The following is a 16,024-nucleotide window of genomic DNA, read 5'->3' as shown; positions in this document are numbered from 1 at the left end:
AAAATCTAAATTAAAAATCCATGGCAGGAGGAAAACAATCACCACGTCAGAAGATGGTCAACTTAATGTATTTGATCTTCATCGCAATGTTGGCGTTAAACATGAGTAAAGAGGTGCTAGCGGCATTCGGTATTATGAATGAAAAGCTAGAGACTTCTAACGAAAAGACAACAGCAAGTAACAATGCGTTCTTGGAAAGTCTTGGAACTAAAGCATCTGAAGATGCTGCAAAGTATGACAAGTTATATCAAAATGCTCAGCAGATCAAAGCAATGTCTCAAGAGTATTATGATTATTTGGAAGGACTTAAAAAAGGTATGATGGAAGGGATCGAAGATCCTAAAGATTATGCTCGTATGGATATGTCCGATTACTTAGACCAGAAATTATTTCAAGGTGAAAATTTATCGGAAGACGGTAAAAAGTTCATGAGTAACCTTACAGGTTATAGAGATCAAGTTGCTGCAATAGTACCAGCTGCTTTAAAGCAATCTGTTATCGATCGTTTCCAAACAGGAGATGAGAACGGTAAAGTTGAAAAAAGAGACGGTACAAAGCAAGATTGGATCAACTACCACTACGAAGGGTATCCTTTAGTAGCATCTTTGGCGAAATTAACACAGTTACAAGCTGATGTTAAGATAACTGAAGAAGCAGCTTTGAAATCTATGTTGGCAGGTGAGTTGACCGAGCAAGTTTCTTTAAAGAACTTTGCAACATCTCTTTCGGCTACTAAATCTGCATACTATGCAGGTGAAAAGTACGATGGTAAGATCATTATCAGCAAAACTGATAATTCTTCTACTCCAGTAAGAGCTGAATTGACTTTAGACGGAAGAAAATTATCTGAAGGTTCTGATTATAAATTAGAGGCAGGTGGTGTTAAAATGTTGATTGGTTCTGGTTCTGCCGGTGATCATGAAGTAAAAGGTACGATCTACTTTAAGCAAGACGGTGAAGAAATTCCTGTTGAGGTTAATAACTCTTTCGCAACGATTTCTAAGCCAAATGCTGCTTTGATCGCTGCAGATAAAATGAATGTTGTTTATAGAGGTGTTGCTAACCCAATGTCTATCTCTATACCAGGTATACCTAACAATAAGGTTAGAGCATCTGCTCCAGGTCTTAAAGCGGTAAGTGGTAGTAAGTATGTAATGACACCAGGTACTGGTAGAAATGTTACTATTACAGCTTCAGGTACATTGCCAGATGGTCAGTCTGTATCTTCTAAGTCTGAATTCAGAATTAAGGATATTCCAAGACCGGAAGGAAGCATAAGCAAGCAAACAGGTAGTCTTAAACTTCCAAAGAGAAATGTTGAGATCGCTACTATAGGTGCTGGTTTAGAAGACTTCGATTTTGATTTGAACTTAGCGGTAAGCGGTTTCAAATTCAAAGTACCAGGTCAGCCAACCGTTTCTGTTAGAGGAAACAAAATGAATGCTAAGGCTAAACAAGCTTTATCACGTGCTAAAAGAGGAGATGTTGTACAAATATTCGATATCGAAGCTTATATCACAAACAATAAGAGTTACAAGTTAAAGAAAGTATCTCCAGTAGTAGTGGAGATTACAAACTAAATAAATGGAATGATACCGGGTAAGCCCTATGGTCTTGCCCGGTTAATTTTAAAGTGAAACAAACATGAATTGGAAAAATGTTTTAGTAATGGGAGCGGTAACAATGTTACCTTTATCAATGATGGCCCAGGCAAATGTATTGAACGCAAAGAAACCTAGTGAGGTTGGTATTCGTACAGAAGCTCAAAAGGCTGTGGATAATGATGCTCCATTAGAATATGGTTATGTAGATGATAGGGATATACTTTGGTCTAAAACCTTATGGGAGACCATAGATTTAGATGAGAGAGTAAACTTCCCATTATACTACCCAACAGATACTATGGATATTGGACCAGATAGAAGGTCATTATACCACGTACTGGTTAAAAATTTAAAAAGTGGAAAATTAGATACTTATACAGATTCTTATTTTACACAAAAAAGAACTTATGCAGATTTAAAAGATGCCTTGCAAATGGTTGATACTCTAGATTATGGGTATGAGCAAATGAATGCAGGTGAAGCTGTTTCTGAAGAGTATATTACCCGTAGAACTATTTCTGCAGCGGATATTGAAGAATATCATATAAAAGGTATTTGGTATTTCGATAAAAGACAAGGAGAGTTAAAGTACCGTCTTTTAGGTATTGCTCCTGTTGCTCCGGATGTTAACTTTATGGACGACGAAAATCCAGATATGGTTGAGCTTTTTTGGGTATGGTACCCAGATGCGCGCGAAATGTTGCACGAGGCTAAACTATTTAACTCCCAGAATTCTGCACAACCCATATCATTTGACATGTTGTTGAATGCACGTAGGTTTGATGCTGTTATTTATAAAGAAGATAACGTTCAAGGAGATAGAAATATTGATGATTACATTTCTGATAATGCTTTGTTCCAATTGTTGGAAGCAAAAAGAATCAAAGAAACTATTAGAGATAAAGAACAAGACATGTGGGCTTACTAAGCTTGCTGAAAATCCAATTCACATAAAAAAGACCCGATCTGTAGATCGGGTCTTTTGTTTTATATACTGTTTCATACATTGTAAGTACATTTGTGGTATGGTAGATTATATGATTGTTGGTCTAGGTTTGGCAGGTACTGCCTTTTGTGAAAACCTACGCAGAAATAATAAGACTTTTGTAGTGTTTAATGACCGTTCACAAACATCTTCTAGAGTTGCAGGTGGTTTGTACAATCCTATAATTTTAAAAAGGTTTACACTCTCATGGCGGGCAGATGAGCAATTGCCTGTGGCTACCGAATTTTATAGCGGGTTAGAGCAATTTTTAAATGTAAGGTTTGATGAAAAATTAAATGTACTCCGAAAATTCGCTTCTATTGAAGAGCAAAATTTGTGGTTTGAAGCTGCCGATAAAAACAAGTTAAAGCCCTTTTTGGATGTTACCTTGGCGCAAAACGATAATGCAGCCCTTAACATCCCTTTTCAATTTGGTAAAGTATTACAAACAGGTAAACTGGATACTAAATTCTTATTTGATAGTTATGAGAAATGGCTAAGTGAAAATGATAAAATTTACGCACAGACATTTCATTATGAGCAATTGAAAGTTGAAGAGGATTGTGTTGTATATCAAAATGTAAAAGCTAAAAACATTGTATTTACCGAAGGGTACGGTATGGTGTGCAATCCGTTTTTCAATTATTTGCCAATACAGGGGTCTAAAGGAGAATATATTGTAATCAAGGCAAAAGGTTTAAATGAGGGGAATATTATAAAATCATCTATTTTTTTAATTCCGCTTGGTGATGATCTATACAAAGTGGGTGCTACCTACAACAGAGAACAAAAAGACAATATTACTACAGAGAAAGCCAAGAATGAACTTATAGAAAAACTTAATGGCCTTTTAAAGTGTAATTATACAGTGGTTGATCATGTAGCAGGTATGAGACCTACGGTAAAAGATAGAAGACCATTGGTGGGGCAACATCCTAAGCACAAAAACTTATGGGTGCTGAACGGTTTTGGATCTCATGGTATTACCATTGCACCGTGGGCGGCCAAATCTCTTTATGATCGTATTGAAACAAAAGCACCGCTATTGGCAGAAATGGACATAGCCCGGTTTACTAATGACTAGTGTTGTGTAAAGTGGCCTTGGCATCATACTTCACGAACATATTGATCCAAATATTTCTAGAAATTCTCATGATTACAGGCATAAATACGACCAGGGTTCCAATTATCGCAATAAAAGTGGTGATGAGGCTAGCTCCAAGAAAAAGATTGGCAATGACAAAAGCAGCAACGGCAAAAGCAATACCTACTGCATAACTAACATACATAGCGCCATAAAAGAAAGAAGGCTCAATTTTATATTTTAGGTCGCAATGATCACATCTTTCGTGCATTTCAAAAATTTTGCCCATATGATATGGGTTTTTGTCCACATACATACTTTCTTTATGGCATCTGGGGCAACTTCCTGTTAAAATACTGTAGAGTTTGTTTCCTTTTTTTAACATTTGCAAAACTTTACACTAAGGTACGATTTTAAGGCATTTTTCTTGTCTTATATCTATTTGAAGAAAAGATAATTAAGCATGTATGTATAGATAATTTTTATCTATATCCAAGGCTAACAAGAAGAATTAGAATTTATGTTAAACGTTCACAACCTATCTGTCTCTTTTGGAGGAGAATATCTATTTGAAGAAATTTCATTTCGCTTAAATGCCGGTAATAGAGTAGGGTTAGTAGGTAAAAACGGTGCAGGTAAGTCAACCTTATTAAAACTGCTTAATAAGGATATGGCTTTGGATACCGGAGTAATTGCGGTTGAAAAAGACATAAAAATTGGTTTTTTAAGACAGGATATAGATTTTGTTCAAGGCAGGTCGGTTTTAGAAGAGGCTTATCAAGCTTTTGAAGAGATCAAAGCTCTAGAGTTAAAGTTAGATGAGATTAACCATCAATTGGCAGAGCGTACAGATTATGAATCAGAATCGTACAATCAATTAATAGTAGATTTAAGTGATATTACCCAACATTATGAAATTTTGGGAGGATATAACTACCAAGGAGAGACAGAAAAAATACTACAAGGTTTAGGTTTCAAAAGAGAGGATTTTGATAAAAAGACCGAAACTTTTTCCGGTGGATGGCGAATGCGTATAGAACTTGCAAAACTACTGCTGCAAAGTAATGACGTGTTGCTCTTAGATGAGCCTACCAACCACTTGGATATAGAATCCATTATTTGGTTTGAGCAGTTTTTAAATAATTATACCGGTGCTGTTGTAATTGTTTCTCATGATAAAATGTTCTTGGATAATGTAACCAATAGAACTATAGAAATATCTTTAGGTCGCATATATGATTATAATAAGCCATACACCCAGTATTTGGTTTTAAGGAATGAGATCAAACAACAACAAATTAATGCACAGAAGAATCAAGAGAAAGAGATTCAGCAAGCAGAGCGTTTAATAGAGAAGTTTAGGGCAAAATCTACCAAGGCTTCTATGGCACAATCTTTAATAAAGAAGCTTGATAAAATTGAACGTATTGAAGTTGATGAAGATGACAACAGTGTTATGAGTCTGCGTTTTCCTGTATCCGTCACTCCTGGCAAGGTAGTGGTTGAGATAGAGGAGCTTTCTAAGTCTTACGGTAAGAATTTGGTGTTAAACGATATTAATTTGCTCATTGAACGTGACAGCAAAACGGCTTTTGTTGGGCAGAACGGACAAGGAAAATCTACCCTGGCTAAAATTATAGTTGGCGATTTGGAACATGAGGGTCACTTAAAATTGGGGCATAACGTGCAAATAGGCTATTTTGCTCAGAACCAGGCAGAGTATTTAGATGGTAATAAGACCATACTTGATACCATGATAGATGCCGCCAATGAAAAGAATAGAAGTAAGGTTAGAGATATTTTAGGGTCATTTTTGTTTAGGGGAGATGAAGTTGATAAATACGTTAAAGTTTTGTCCGGTGGTGAGCGTAACCGTTTGGCTTTGGCAAAGATGTTATTGCAGCCATTTAACGTACTTGTAATGGATGAGCCTACCAATCACCTGGATATCAAATCTAAAAATGTACTAAAACAAGCCTGTTTAAACTTTGAAGGCACCTTAATTTTAGTTTCTCACGATAGAGATTTTTTACAAGGGCTTACCAATAAAGTCTATGAGTTTAAAGACCAAAAGATTAGAGAATATTTGGGCGATGTAGATTTTTACTTGGAGCAACGTAAAGTAGAGGATTTTAGGGCAATTGAGAAAAAACAGACCGTTGTTGCCGAAAAGGAGAAGCCAAAAGCAACCACATCATTTCAAGATCAGAAAAAAATTAAGAGTTTAAAAAATCAATTAAGCTCTGTAGAAAGTAAAATTGGTTCTTTAGAAAAGGAGATCAAAGAGATTGACCATAATTTGTTGGTAGACTATGATGCTACTATAGCTGAGCCTAATTTCTTTGATGGATATCAAGCCAAAAAGAAGAAATTAGAGACGTTAATGCAAAAGTGGGAAACGTTAACAATTGATATTGAGGAATTAACATAATTCAGTTTTGTCTCACCACAGATTTTGATAGTTTCACCACAGATTTAGCTACTTTCACAACATAGCAGGGTAAATCAACGATAAAATTTCAGTTTTCAACGTTATTAGTTCAAATTTGTAGGATAATTCCTAGTTGAATACGTTTACCAAACCACCATCATATGAAAAAACTATACTATTTAAGTTTCAGCTTATTATTTCTGACAACAGTTTGTTTTGCAGAAGTATCTAAAAAAGAGAAAAAAGCATTAATTGATCTTTACGAAACTACCAATGGTAAGCATTGGGTAAAGAAATGGGATCTGAATGCACCAGTTTCTAAATGGCACGGTGTTAAGGTTGAAAATGACAAGGTAGTTGAAATCAACTTGTTTCATAATAATCTTATGGGGTCTTTATCCTCGCAAATAGGTGACCTTGAGAACCTAAGAGTATTGAATCTTGCATTTAATTCAATAACAGGTAAGTTACCGGTAGAAATTGAAAACCTATCCAATTTAAAAATTTTAAAGTTAGAAATGAACAGGTTAAATGGTGAACTACCTGAAGGTATTGGTAGCTTGTTACAACTAGAGGAACTTTCTGCTTTCAATAATTTTTTCACAGGGGAGATTCCATCTACGGTTGGTAATTTAAAAGGATTAAAGGTGCTGAATCTTTCTAGTAATGAATTCATTGGTGATATACCAAGTTCATTGGGTGCGTTATCTCAATTAGAGACTTTGGGTCTTTTTGAAAATAGATTAGAAGGTGCTATTCCAAGAGATATGGGTAACCTTAGTAATTTAAAGGAATTGGTATTGGCAAACAATAGACTTATAGGTGATATTCCCAACGAGTTTTCACAATTGGCTAGCCTAGAGGTATTTCAAATTCAGAACAACAATTTTAGTTCTTTTAAAGCTTTAGAGCTTTTGGAAACTAAAGAGTATTTGGTTTTTGATTACGATAAAGAAGACGATAAAATAGAATTTAAAGATATAAACTTCAGTAGAACCAGAATGGTGGATACGAAGTTTGAAGATATAGAAGAGTAAGAGTAGTTTACACTTTTAGTTAGTTTGGTGAAAGAAAGAGATGTTGAACAGCATCTCTTTCTTGTTTTTGTACCATAAAGGTTCAGCTATATATCATAAATGTATTTTTTGCACGTTATAATAAAAGTACTTTTTACACTAAAGTAGGTTTATACTTGTTTAAGCTGTGAAAAGTGTATTTAAAAAGCCCCCAAACCTTAATATTTTCAGTATGAAAAATGTTATTAATTTTACCTGCATAGTGCTTTTCATGACCTGTAGTTATTTGGTCAATGCACAAATACCTGAAAAGGAGAAACAATATTTAATAGATTTCAATAATAGCACCGTTGGTGAACAGTGGCAGCGTAAATGGGATTTGAAGTCCGATCCAGCTACTTGGCATGGAGTTGAGGTTGCAAACGGTCATGTTGTTGGTTTAAAATTATATCGAAACAATTTAACAGGTGCTATTCCAGATGGTATTTCTGCGCTTTCTCATTTAAAATCATTGAACCTTGCTTTTAACGTGATTGAAGGTGAACTGCCTAAAGATTTGTTTAGTTTGCAAAAGCTGTCCTCATTGCGTTTAGAAATGAACAAGATATCAGGGACTTTGCCCCAAGATTTTTCAAAAATGGCAGCATTGGAAGAACTTTCTATGTTCAATAATTTATTTCAAGGTGAAATTCCTGATGGTATCGGTGCAATTTCTAATCTAAAGACCTTAAACCTTTCCAGTAATTATTTAGAAGGAAGTTTACCCAAGTCGCTTGAAAAACTTGAAAAATTAGAGCGTTTAGAGTTATTTGGAAATAAGTTGGCAGGAGCAATTGAAGTAGATTTAGGACGCTTGGTGAACTTAAGGGAAATAATTCTTTCTTATAATAAATTTGAAGGCGATTTGCCAAGTGGTATGGCAACATTGAGTAACCTAGAATTTGTACAATTACAAGGCAATGATTTTAGATCCCTAAACTCATTGTTAAGAATGCAAAGTACTAAACTTGCTGTGTTTGATAGTGATGACGAATTTTTGAATTTAAAATTTGGTACGGGCGAAGTAAATAGAACACGTATAGTAGATACCAAATATGAAGATGCAAAGCGAAATTAAATAGCTTAAAAATACTAAGGGAAAGGGATGTGAGAGCATCCCTTTTTTGTTTTATACCTACCGTAAAGTCAATATTTTTTATGATTACTTTAACCATAAAGGCTTTCAATGCCAGAAGTGTTTTTTTGTAGTTTCGCCGATGATTATATGATTTCCAAAAATTTCTAGTTAAAGTCTATTTAAAAAAGCTATTCTGTTTTAACAATATTTTGATGATTACCCTATAAGGTAAAGACATTTTACCCGTTGATAGTAAGTGCTTTTTTTAAAAACTTTTGTACAAAACGGCATGTAGATTTAAGCTGAGATTGTTTCAAAGTCGTTTCACTCTTGAATTTGGTCGTTTCATTTAATCATCATCATCCTAAGGGATATTAAAAAGTACTTTTGATCCTGTGTTTTTTGAAATACGCTTATAAATTATAATAAAATGCGAAAAATTATTTTTACCGTTCTAGGTATTTTACTAATTGTAGTATCCTTTTTTTTAGCGGGTTATATTATTGATAGTAAGAAAACATTCAAACCCAAATCTGAGAAAGTAGTAAAAACAGTATTTACCGAGGTCGTTGAAAATGGTACGGTACCAATTATAGTATCGGCAAATGGTAATTTAACCGCTAAACAACGCGTAGAGCTATATGCGGAGGTTCAAGGAGTCTTCAAAAAGGGGAGCAAATTGTTTAAAGAAGGTCAGTCTTTTCGTAAAGGTGAGACCATTATAAATATAGATGCAGATGAATACGCGGCAAGTGTGCAGTCTGCCAAAAGTAATCTCTTCAATCAATTAACGGCGGTAATGCCAGATTTACGTTTAGATTACCCGGACATTTACTCAAAGTGGCAAGACTATCTTACCAATTTTGATATGTCTAAAAGTACTCCCGCCTTACCAGAATTGGCTACTGAAAAAGAAAAGTTCTTCATCTCTGGAAGAGGTATTTTAACTAGCTATTATAATGTTAAGAATTTAGAACAAAGATTATCCAAATACCGTATTGTGGCACCATTTTCCGGAGTACTTACAGAGACTTTGGTTACAGAAGGTACTTTGGTAAGATCAGGTCAAAAACTAGGGGAGTTCATTAATACCGAAGTTTATGAATTGGAAGTTGCCATAAGTAAAAGATATACGGATCTATTGAAAGTGGGCGAATCTGTAGAACTAACAAATTTGGATGATAACAGCACATATAAGGGCAAGGTTACTAGAATCAATGGAAGTATTGATCAAGCGACACAAACCGTAAATGCATATATAGAGGTAGAAGATAAGAATCTAAGGGAAGGAATGTACTTAGAGGCAGATCTTGATGCTAAAAAAGAGGAGAATGCTATTGAGGTAGATAGAGGTCTATTATTGGAAGATAACAAGATTTTTGTAGTAAGGGATTCTATACTTGACGTCATAGATGTAGAGCCCGTTTATTTTTCGGATAAACGTGTAGTTCTTAAGAACGTACCCAACGGTGTTACTATAGTTTCAAAGCCAATAAGCGGAGCTTATACCGGTATGGCAGTTAAAATTTATGCTGAACAACCAGAAAATACTAAAGGATAATGCGTAAACTGATTGAATATTTTATTCGGTATCATGTTGCCGTAAATGTCGTAGTAATATCCTTTGCCCTATTTGGTATAGTTGGTGCAAAGGCATTGAAATCTTCTTACTTTCCACTGACGGATTCTAAAAATATTTCTATCACCATTACTTATCCAGGTGCTTCGCCACAAGAGGTGGAAGAAGGTATTGTTCTAAAGATAGAGGATAACCTAAAAGGACTTGAAGGTGTTGATCGTGTAACCTCTACCTCAAGAGAAAATAGTGGTACGATCAATGTGGAGATTGAAAAAGGGGAAAATATAGATTTCATGCTTTTGGAGGTCAAGAATGCGGTAGATAGGGTGCCGACCTTTCCAACAGGTATGGAGCCTTTGATTGTTTCTAAGTTAGAGACCGTTCGCCAAACCATATCATTTGCAATAAGTGGAGATAATATTCCGTTGGCAACATTAAAAAGTGTAGGTAGGGAAATTGAGAATGACCTACGTGCAATGGACGGTATATCTCAAATAGAGATTTCTGGTTTTCCAGATGAGGAAATTGAAATAGCCGTGAACGAGAATGACCTTTTGGCATACGGACTTTCATTTACAGAAGTTGCAAGTGCAGTTGGTAATGCCAATATACTTGTGACCGGTGGTAATATTAAGACTGATGCCGAAGAGTATTTAATACGTGCCAATAACCGTTCGTATTATGGTAGTGAGTTAAATAACCTTGTGGTTAGGGCAGATCAATCTGGTAACGTAATTCGTTTAAAAGACGTGGCGGTAGTAAGGGATCGCTTTGCAGAAACGCCAAATGCAAGTTATTTCAATGGCAATTTATCTGTTAGTGTCTCTATTACAAGTACCAATAATGAAGATCTTATTGTAGCGGCCGATCAAGTGAATGAATATGTTGATGTATTCAATGAAAAGTACAATAACATTAAATTGGATGTTGTTTCCGATCAATCTATCACTCTTAATCAAAGAACGCAACTATTAACCGAAAATGCCATTATGGGTATGGTTTTGGTGTTGATATTCCTATCACTTTTCTTGAATACTAGATTGGCGTTCTGGGTAGCCTTTGGTTTACCGGTAGCGTTTTTAGGAATGTTTGTTTTTGCGGGCTTCTTTGATGTTACCATTAATGTACTGTCGTTATTTGGTATGATTATCGTAATTGGTATTCTGGTAGATGATGGTATTGTAATTGCAGAGAATATCTATCAGCATTATGAAAAAGGTAAATCTCCTGTTCAGGCAGCTGTAGATGGTACTATGGAGGTATTGCCTCCAATTATTTCCGCTATTATAACCACTATTTTGGCATTCTCTATTTTCTTGTTTTTAGATAGTAGAATTGGGGAATTCTTTGGTGAAGTATCCGTAATCGTTATTTTAACATTGGTGGTGTCATTGGTAGAGGCATTGGTCATATTACCTGCTCACTTGGCACATTCAAAAGCATTACAGCCTATTGATACCAAGCCAAAAAGCGGATTCGCAAATGCATTTGCCAAACTTAGGGTAATAAATGAGTTTGGAGATAGATTAATGGTATGGATGCGTGATAATCTTTATACTCCCGTATTGAGATTTTCAATGAATCATAAAATATTTATGTTTGCCGTTTTCGCTTCGGCATTCATATTAACGTTAGGTTCTGTTGGTGGTGGTATTATTAGAACGGCTTTCTTTCCAAGAATTGCCAGTGACCGTGTGGGTATAGAACTAGAAATGCCAAACGGAACCAATGAGAAAATAACAGATTCTATTATTTCATTTATAGAGGAGAAAGCAATCATAGTAAATCAAGAACTGTCCGATAAATATTTTCCTGAAGGCGATAAAATGGTTTTTGAAAATATGATTAGAAGATTGGGACCAGGTTCTTCATCTGCGGTATTGACCATTAACCTATTACCAGGCGAAGAAAGACCTAATGAGATTTCTGCGGATATGGTTACCCGTAGATTGGAAGAATTGGTAGGTCCGGTTTTAGGCGTAGAAAGTTTGATCTATGGTTCTGGTGGTAATTTTGGTGGATCGCCTGTATCGGTATCCTTATTAGGGAATAATATAGAGCAATTAAAGGCTGCAAAGGTAGAGCTTAAAGAAATTCTTACTAAAAACCCAAGATTAAAGGATATTGCCGATAATGATCCTGCCGGTATTAAAGAAATCAGATTGACCTTAAAGGAAAATGCCTATTTACTTGGTTTGGATCTTCAAGCTTTAATGACCCAGGTTCGTGCCGGTTTCTTTGGTGTACAGGCACAACGTTTTCAAAGGTCACAAGATGAGATTAGGGTTTGGGTGCGCTATGATAGAGAAGAGCGTTCTTCAATTTCCAATTTAGATGATATGAGAATTGTAACTCCGTCTGGTGAGCGTGTGCCATTAAGCGAGGTTGCAGATTATACTATTGTTCGTGGAGATGTAGCCATCAACCGTTTAGAAGGAAGGCGAGAAATTCAGGTATCCGCAGATATGAAAGATGTAAAGGATAGTCCCACGGAAATCATGACGGAGATTCAAAACGTACACATGCCGGAAATACAATCTAAATATCCAACGGTAAGTGCTTCTTATGAAGGGCAAAATAGAGAATTGGAGAAGTTGACAGGGTCTTTAAAACTGGTTGGTTTTACGGTAATCCTTTTAATATACATCACAATAGCATTTACGTTTAGAAGTTTCAGTCAGCCGTTAATGTTACTGCTATTGGTGCCATTTAGCTTTACCGCAGTTGCTTGGGGTCACTGGATTCATGATTTTCCTATAAACGTACTTTCTATATTGGGTATCATTGCATTGATCGGTATTATGGTTAATGATGGTTTGGTACTCATAGGTAAGTTCAATTCTAATTTAAGGGAAGGTATGTCTTTTGACAACGCCATTTTTGAAGCCGGTAAATCAAGATTTAGAGCAATTTTCTTAACATCGGTAACCACGATCGCAGGTTTAGCTCCACTAATGTTAGAGACCAGTAGACAGGCGCAATTCTTAAAGCCAATGGCAATTTCCATTGCTTATGGTATTGGTATTGCTACGGTGCTTACCTTGTTGATGTTGCCATTGTTTTTATCGTTCAGTAACAACTTAAAAGCACAGAATCTATCTTTCGCTTCTGGTCATAAGATTACGAAAGAAGAGGTAGAAAGAGCGATCAAGGAAAGAAAGGAAGCTGCGCATTTAGAAGGTCATACGCAACATGCAATAGAAGATGGTGCTCAAACACATAAGAATCTAGATAAGTTATAATGAGTAAAGTAAGATTCATCACATTATTGATATTTCTCCCTGTTTGTTCAATTTTTGCACAAGAGAAAACACTCTCAAAAGAAGAAGCTGTAGCTAAGGCATTGGAGAATAATTTTGGAATTGAGATTGCAAAAGGTCAGGTTGATATTGCCGAGAATAATGCCAGTGTGCTCAACTCCGGCTATTTGCCAACGTTAACGGGTACTGCCGCTGCTACATATAATAACAATAATACGACCACGGAATTCCCAGGGCAGTTCAATGATGATGGTAGTGCTAGAGATGATATTTCCATTGATGGTGCAGAGAGCCAAAGATACAGTGCGGCTTTAAACCTTAATTACACTTTGTTTGATGGTTTGGGTAGGTACTATAACTATAAAAGACTAAAAGAGCAGTATCAGCTAAGTACCTTACAGGCACGTGAGACTATTGAGAACACCATGATCCAAATGTTTACGGTCTATTTTGAAATTGCCCGTTTAACTGAAAATAGAAATGTACAAAAGCAAGCTTTGGAGATTTCTAGGGATAGGATCACAAGGTCGGAATATTCTTTTGAATACGGACAAAACACCAAATTGGATATTTTGAACGCACAGGTAGATATGACCAATGATAGTATTGCATTATTGAACACTGAGCAGCAATTGGCCAATGCAAAGCGCGATCTAAACGTAGTGTTGAATCAAGATTTAAGTTCACAGTATATGGTAGATACCACAGTGGTCTTTATACCTAAGTTTCAAATAGTGGAGTTTATGGATCAAGCCATAGCCAATAACGTGGCCGTACTACAGACAGAGACCAATTTGAACATTAATGCCTATGACATTAAAGTAAATAAGTCTGGGTATTTGCCTACTATTGGGTTAACAGGTTCTTACGGTTGGAACAGAAACCAGAATGCTCCTTCTGCATTTTTAACGGGAGCGGTTTTTCCGGGTACAAATTCTAACGTTGGTAATTATGCATTGGGTGCCAGTTTAACATGGAATCTTTTTGATGGCGGTAGTACAACGGTAAGCGTAAAGAATGCGAAAATTGCCTATGCCAATCAAGAACTGTTAAGAAAGCAGGTAGAGCTAGAGGTAAATCGTGATATGCAGAATGCCATGGCGTTATATGAGAATCTGCTGAAAATATATCAAATACAAGAACAGAATGTATTTACCAATGAGAATAACTTTGAACGTTCAAAAGAGCAGTTTCAGTTAGGTAGTATTACGTCCATAGAATTTAGACAGGCACAGATCAATTTATTGAATGCGCAGACCAATAAGAATTTGGCAAAATATGATGCTAAGCTGGCAGAACTACAATTGTTGCAGCTAACTGGGCAGTTATTGAATATAGAATTGTAAGGGGCAATTAATTACGAAAGACATGTATAGCGATAGAACAAATAGCGAACTCATAGAGATAATGAACCAACATTCATTGCTCACTTTTGAAGCGCAATTAAGTTTACAGGAGGAGTTGCAAAAACGTGCTGTTGTTGTGGACCTTAGTGATTTAAACACCACCATTGCAAATAAAAGGGCACAGATCCAGAATTTAGAGTATTTGAAGGATTTTGGTTTTCAAGCAAATAGAACCGTTGACGGATTTACCATTACAAGAACTCAAAAAGCATTGTTTACAGATGTTTTAGCGGTTATTGTTGGTCTTTTGGTGTTTCTTTTGGGCGTGTACGGTTGTATCAATTTGGTATACACCTTTATAAATGGCGATGAACTAGATGTTTTTACCTTGGCATATAAATTTGCCATGGCAGGTTTAATATTTATTGGCTTCAGTTTTTTTAGTGGGTTACAGCGACTTTTCGATTTTTACGGGTTTGAGTTACGTAAGGCGAACGGTTCAATAACCTTAAAAAAACGCTTTGATGTAAAGTTGGAAGAAGTACAGATAAACGCTACCGATATTCATTTGGAAGAGGATGAGGATATTTTGGCCATAAAATTAGGTCATGAGACCATTTTTACTTCAAATGGCGGAAATCTTATACAAACTCTTACCTTACAAGAATTGGCAAAAGAGCTGAAAGCATAACCATTTTCTATGTTCGAGCATTATTTTCAATGTCCGTATTGCTGGGAAGAAGTTTCCATGCTTCTAGACCCATCTATTGCGCAACAGACTTATGTAGAAGATTGTGAAGTATGCTGTAACCCGATCGAGGTTACTCCGCAATTTCAAGAAAGTGAACTTGTAGCGTTTAATGTTCAGAGTATAGAACAGTAATTACTCGGGTATGGCAATCTTGCCACCAAAGGTATCATCCTTGTCCACTGATTTTGGATTTCCATATACTGTAATGGAACCACCAGCTTTTACTTTTGCAATAACGGCCTCACTGGCATAAACTTCGGCACTGCCACCAGATAGCACTATTACGGTACTGTTTTTAGTCTTTAGCCCCTTGTTAAAAAGTTTACCTCCGGTATTGATTATGACCTCTTGGTTGGTGCTGGTACCCGAAAGTTTTATCTCGCTACCACTGGTGCTTTTGGCAGATACATTGTTATAGGCAATATTTAAGGTAATGGTGCTGGCATCTTGTGCTTCGATCGCTAAATCTGTACCAATGACCAATCCTGTAGATATAATTCTAGAATTCTTATTGGCATCTATTATCGATAATGCTTCGGTATAATAAAGTTTAAGGCTTAAGGTGGAATTTAATACAGATTCCCCAGAACACATTTTTAAGCGTAAACGTGCATCGTTTTCGGTAATGCTAAGGTCTTTTTTGTGTTCTAGAGGTATTTCAATCTTGTTTTCCTCACCTTTTACCAGGGTAACGCTAATTCTATCATACACTTGTAGCTCGGTAAAGTTCTCTAAAGGAATAATGGCGTTGTTTTGAGCAACTAAAAGGGTAGTGCAGAAAAGCATGGTAAAAAACAGCAAAGATTTCATGAAGCGTTGGCAATTAGATTACAAAGTTAAGATACAATTTG

The 16,024-nt window shown here is 36.0% G+C and carries 13 protein-coding genes; 11 read left to right on the top strand and 2 right to left on the bottom strand.

All coding sequences use genetic code 11. The annotated features are described in order from the left end of the window. Nucleotides 1-20 precede the first annotated feature (20 nt). The 3 genes from gldM to B2Z27_RS11780 all read left to right on the top strand — a co-directional run bounded on the left by gldM (nt 21) and on the right by B2Z27_RS11780 (nt 3,673). Nucleotides 21-1,580, top strand: a complete 1,560-nt coding sequence (gldM, locus tag B2Z27_RS11790) for a gliding motility protein GldM (protein WP_058105076.1) — start codon at nt 21-23, stop codon at nt 1,578-1,580. Nucleotides 1,581-1,644: 64 nt separating this feature from the next. Continuing rightward, nucleotides 1,645-2,532: a gliding motility protein GldN gene (gldN, locus tag B2Z27_RS11785; RefSeq protein WP_058105077.1), complete on the top strand. Its 888-nt coding sequence runs from the start codon at nt 1,645-1,647 to the stop codon at nt 2,530-2,532. A gap of 97 nt (nt 2,533-2,629) precedes the next feature. Further along, nucleotides 2,630-3,673 (top strand): NAD(P)/FAD-dependent oxidoreductase, encoded by a 1,044-nt coding sequence (locus B2Z27_RS11780; protein ID WP_286813803.1) that lies wholly within the window; start codon nt 2,630-2,632, stop codon nt 3,671-3,673. On the opposite strand, the gene B2Z27_RS11775 is transcribed toward B2Z27_RS11780, so the two are convergent. Further along, nucleotides 3,663-4,058 (bottom strand): DUF983 domain-containing protein, encoded by a 396-nt coding sequence (locus B2Z27_RS11775; RefSeq protein ID WP_286813802.1) that lies wholly within the window; start codon nt 4,056-4,058, stop codon nt 3,663-3,665. The two genes, B2Z27_RS11780 and B2Z27_RS11775, sit on opposite strands and share 11 nt — an antisense overlap. Nucleotides 4,059-4,193: 135 nt before the next feature. On the opposite strand from B2Z27_RS11775, the gene B2Z27_RS11770 reads away from it, so the two are divergent. The 8 genes from B2Z27_RS11770 to B2Z27_RS11735 all read left to right on the top strand — a co-directional run bounded on the left by B2Z27_RS11770 (nt 4,194) and on the right by B2Z27_RS11735 (nt 15,305). Next, nucleotides 4,194-6,104: an ABC-F family ATP-binding cassette domain-containing protein gene (locus B2Z27_RS11770; protein ID WP_074670021.1), complete on the top strand. Its 1,911-nt coding sequence runs from the start codon at nt 4,194-4,196 to the stop codon at nt 6,102-6,104. Between the two features lie 161 nt (nt 6,105-6,265). Next, on the top strand, nt 6,266-7,141 hold the full coding sequence (locus B2Z27_RS11765) for a leucine-rich repeat domain-containing protein (RefSeq protein ID WP_286813801.1): 876 nt from the start codon (nt 6,266-6,268) through the stop codon (nt 7,139-7,141). A 211-nt stretch (nt 7,142-7,352) separates the two neighbouring features. Next, nucleotides 7,353-8,237: a leucine-rich repeat domain-containing protein gene (locus B2Z27_RS11760; RefSeq protein ID WP_286813800.1), complete on the top strand. Its 885-nt coding sequence runs from the start codon at nt 7,353-7,355 to the stop codon at nt 8,235-8,237. 430 nt (nt 8,238-8,667) lie between these two features. Continuing rightward, the gene (locus B2Z27_RS11755; protein ID WP_215997168.1) at nt 8,668-9,798 is read left to right on the top strand and encodes an efflux RND transporter periplasmic adaptor subunit; all 1,131 of its coding nucleotides are present in this window, start codon (nt 8,668-8,670) and stop codon (nt 9,796-9,798) included. Beyond that, entirely contained in the window at nt 9,798-13,058 is a 3,261-nt protein-coding gene (locus B2Z27_RS11750) for an efflux RND transporter permease subunit (RefSeq protein WP_099191165.1), read from the top strand. The genes B2Z27_RS11755 and B2Z27_RS11750 overlap by 1 nt, the downstream gene beginning before the upstream one ends. After that, complete coding sequence (locus tag B2Z27_RS11745) at nt 13,058-14,422, top strand: TolC family protein (protein WP_091601678.1); 1,365 nt, start codon at nt 13,058-13,060, stop codon at nt 14,420-14,422. The genes B2Z27_RS11750 and B2Z27_RS11745 overlap by 1 nt, the downstream gene beginning before the upstream one ends. A gap of 22 nt (nt 14,423-14,444) precedes the next feature. Next, nucleotides 14,445-15,113 (top strand): hypothetical protein, encoded by a 669-nt coding sequence (locus B2Z27_RS11740; RefSeq protein ID WP_286813799.1) that lies wholly within the window; start codon nt 14,445-14,447, stop codon nt 15,111-15,113. A 9-nt stretch (nt 15,114-15,122) separates the two neighbouring features. Continuing rightward, on the top strand, nt 15,123-15,305 hold the full coding sequence (locus tag B2Z27_RS11735; RefSeq protein ID WP_058105087.1) for a CPXCG motif-containing cysteine-rich protein: 183 nt from the start codon (nt 15,123-15,125) through the stop codon (nt 15,303-15,305). Here the strand turns inward: B2Z27_RS11735 and B2Z27_RS11730 are convergent, their stop codons facing one another. After that, entirely contained in the window at nt 15,306-15,983 is a 678-nt protein-coding gene (locus B2Z27_RS11730; RefSeq protein WP_286813798.1) for a head GIN domain-containing protein, read from the bottom strand. Nucleotides 15,984-16,024: the final 41 nt, after the last annotated feature.

Origin of the sequence: Maribacter sp. UBA3344, from assembly GCF_002362375.1 — a bacterium.
Lineage (GTDB): Bacteria > Bacteroidota > Bacteroidia > Flavobacteriales > Flavobacteriaceae > Maribacter > Maribacter dokdonensis.
The sequence above is the reverse complement of the archived record's forward strand: the minus strand, read 5'-3'. Positions and strand labels throughout refer to the sequence as shown.